Source organism: Mesorhizobium sp. M5C.F.Ca.IN.020.32.2.1, from assembly GCF_004023105.1.
Lineage (GTDB): Bacteria > Pseudomonadota > Alphaproteobacteria > Rhizobiales > Rhizobiaceae > Mesorhizobium > Mesorhizobium wenxiniae.
Genome location: NZ_RZSX01000680.1, coordinates 1 through 3,539 on the forward strand (window position 1 = coordinate 1; position 3,539 = coordinate 3,539).

A 3,539-nucleotide genomic window follows, 5' to 3' on the forward strand; every position below is an offset into this window, starting at 1 on the left:
GGACACGTCGTGTGCGACGCAATAGCCGGCGACATAGTCCAGCGCCTCGGCCTCGGTGACATATTTCGCGGTCTTGCCGATAACCACGCCTAGCTCGACCTCCCAATCGGTCTTCACAGAGCCGCGCGGGATCAGCACGTCGTCGTCCGGTCCAACGATGGCCGAGCTCGCCTTCATGAAGATGATCGGCTCCGGCGGCACCGTGGCGCCGGTCTCGGCGGCATGGTCGGAATAGTTCAGGCCGATGCAGATGAACTTGCCGGTCCCGGCGACGCAGGCGCCAATGCGCGGCTTGCCGGGAACCGCCGGCAGCGATTTCGGATCGAGCTTCGACAATGTCTCAAGCGATGCCGGGTCGAGCGCCTTGCCGGCAATGTCGGTGACATGGGCGGAGAGGTCACGGATCGTCCCATCCGCATCGAGCAGGCCGGGGCGTTCGCTCCCCGCCTCGCCATAGCGCAGCAGTTTCATAGAATTCTCTCCTTGATTGAGGTGAGCTTAAATCGACCAGCCACCGTCGATATTATAAGCCTGCCCCGACGTATAGGTGGCGCCGGCCAGATAGACGGCGAGATCGGCGATTTCCTCGGGCGTGCCGAGGCGGCCCATCGGCTGGCGGGCGATGAAGGCAGCGCGGGCCGCCTCGTAGTCGCCCTGCGCGTGCATGCGGTCCTGCAGCGACGGGCTTTCGACCGTGCCCGGGCAGATGGCGTTGCAGCGTATGCCCTTGCCGACATAATCGGCGGCAATCGATTTGGTCAGGCCGATGACGGCCGCCTTGGTCAGGCCGTAGACGAAGCGGTTGGGCACGCCCTTGGTCGAGCCCGCCAACGACGCCATGTTGATGATCGAGCCGTCGCCGCGCTCCAGCATGCCGGGCAGCACGGCGCGGATGGTGCGGATCATCGAGCGGACATTGAGATCCAAAGCAAAGTCGAGATCGGCGTCCTTCATCTCGAGGATCGAGCCCGAATGGACGAAGCCGGCGCAGTTGAACAGCACATCGACGGCGCCGATCTCGGCGAAGGCCGACGTCACGGCCTCGTCGTTCAGCACGTCGAGCTTGCGGGTCTTGATGCCAGCCGTCTTGCCAAGTTCGGCTAGCATCACCTCATTGATGTCGGTGGCATGGACGACAGCGCCCGCCCTGGCGAAAGCCAGCGCGCTCGCACGGCCGATGCCTTGTGCCGCCGCTGTGACGACAACGATCTTGCCGGCCAGATCCGCCATGCTTTTCTCCTCTGTGGCCGCCGGTTCTTACTGGCACGCGGCCAAGGCGCAATGTGCCAGATAGGCACTATCATGCCGCCTGTATTGCTGTTCGCTTAGGGGCAAATGTTTTTTCTCGGTAAAGAACATCTTTTGTGCCGTCAAGCCCGAACGCTTCTAGTCCGACGCCGCGCGAATGGCGACCGTTCAGTCGCCGTAAGGCACCCAGACGTTTTTAACCTCGACGGCACGGCGCAGAAAGGCATCGCCGGCGGCCTCGGTCGACGCCCAGTCGAGGCTGCGGCCGTTGCCGGTCCAGACGCGCTTGAGATTGCCGATGGACTCGGCTTCGGCGTTGGCACAGGTCTCGGCATCGGAGAACACCCAGAGCCCGTCGACATCGTCGTGCCTGGCCAGCACGCCGGTGAGCTCGGCGCTGCGGCCGGTGACGATGTTGATGGCGCCGGCCGGAACGTCGGAATATTCGATGATCTGATAGAGATCGGTGGCAAGCAGCGGATACTTTTCCGATGGCACCGCGACGACGGTGTTGCCCATGGCGAGCGCCGGCGCGGCCAGCGAGATCAGGCCGAGCAGGGGCGCATTGTCGGGTGCCACGATGCCGACGACGCCGACCGGCTCATGCAGTGCCAACGTGACGGTGCGGGCCGGCGGCTGGTGGACGCGGCCCTCGAACTTGTCGGCCAAGCCGGCATAGAAGAACAGCCGCTCGATCGACAGCTCGACTTCTTCGCGCGCCGCCTTCGCGGTGGCGCCGGTCAGCTCTGTGAGACGCGCCGCAAACTCGTCGGCACGGCCGGACAGGTTTTCGGCCAGATAGTAAAGCACCTGGCTGCGGTTGTAGGCGGTCGCCTCCGGCCAGCCCTTGCAGCCACGTGCAGCCGCGACGGCATCACGCACATCCTTGCGGCTGCCGAGACCGACCTCGCCGGCAAGCTTGCCCTTGGCGCTGGCGACGGCAAGCGAATAATTGCCGTCCGGCCTGACCTGCTTGCCGCCGATGAACAGCTTTGCCGTGCGATCGATAGTGTCGCCTTCCGCCTGCTCGACAGGCTGTGTCGTAGCCATTGCCGGCTTGATGGCCGGGCCGAGCGGCAGTTTTGCCGAGAGATATTCGAACATGCCCTCGCGCCCGCCTTCGCGGCCAAAACCGCTCTCGCGGTAGCCGCCGAAGCCGCAGGCGGCGTCGAACATGTTGGTGCCGTTGACCCAGACGACGCCGGCCTTCAATTGCGGCGCGACGTGCAGGGCGAGGTTGACGTTCTCGCTCCACACCGAGGCGGCCAAGCCGTAGCGCGTGTTGTTGGCGAGCTCGACCGCTTCCTCGGTGTTGCGGAAGGTCATTGTCGCCAGCACCGGGCCGAACACCTCCTCCTGCGCCAGGATGTTGGCCGGCGAAACGCCTGTCGCCAGCGTCGGCAGATGGTAATAGCCGGAAGCCGGCAGCGCCACATCCGGCTGCCAGCAGACGGCGCCCTGCTTGGCCCCTGCGGCGACCAGCCCCTTGACGCGGTCGAGCTGGGTCAAGTCGACCAGCGGCCCGATATCGGTGTTCTTGTCGAGCGGGCTGCCGACGCGCAGCCGGCTCATCCGCGTCTTGACCTTGGCGATGAAGGCTTCGGCGACGCCTTCCTGGACCAGCAGGCGCGAGCCGGCACAGCAGACCTGGCCCTGGTTGAACCAGATGCCGTCGACCAGTCCCTCGACGGCGCTGTCGAGATCGGCGTCCTCGAAGACGACGAAGGCCGACTTGCCGCCAAGTTCCAGCGACAATTTCTTGCCCGATCCGGCAGTGGCTTTGCGGATGATCTTGCCGACCTCGGACGAGCCGGTGAAGGCGATCTTCTGGATGCCGGGATGATTGACGATTGCCGCACCCGCCTCCGGCCCGCCGTGGACGATGTTGACGACGCCCTTCGGCACGCCTGATCGTTCGCAGATCTCGGCGAACAGGATGGCGGTGAGCGGCGTGAACTCGGCCGGCTTGAGCACCACGGTGCAGCCGGCGGCCAGCGCCGGCGCGATCTTCCAGGCCAGCATCAAGAGCGGGAAATTCCACGGGATGATCTGGCCGACGACGCCGACGCCCTTCTGATCCGGAAAATCCTTGTCCAGAGCCTGCGCCCAGCCGGCATGGTGGATGAAATGGCGGATGGCCAGCGGCACGTCGATGTCGCGGCTTTCGCGGATCGGTTTGCCGTTGTCGATCGATTCCAGCACCGCGAACAGCCGCTGGTGGCGCTGCATGGCGCGGCCGATGGCGTAGAGCGCTTTGGCTCGGCTGTAGCCGGAGCTGGCGCTCCATCTCG

Annotated in this window: 3 protein-coding genes; all 3 read right to left on the reverse strand. The window is 65.2% G+C overall.

Features of this window, described 5'->3' with window-relative positions; translation table 11 throughout:
* The coding region (locus tag EOA86_RS26865; RefSeq protein WP_164892004.1) for a fumarylacetoacetate hydrolase family protein at nucleotides 1–471 on the reverse strand (471 nt) is incomplete at its 3' end.
* 27 nt (nucleotides 472–498) lie between these two features.
* Nucleotides 499–1,230 carry an SDR family oxidoreductase gene (locus EOA86_RS26870; RefSeq protein WP_127208421.1) on the reverse strand — a complete coding sequence of 244 codons (732 nt, stop codon included), beginning with the start codon at nucleotides 1,228–1,230 and terminating at the stop codon, nucleotides 499–501.
* Nucleotides 1,231–1,416: 186 nt separating this feature from the next.
* On the reverse strand, nucleotides 1,417–3,539 hold a 2,123-nt coding region (locus tag EOA86_RS26875; protein WP_128344463.1), incomplete at its 5' end, for an aldehyde dehydrogenase family protein.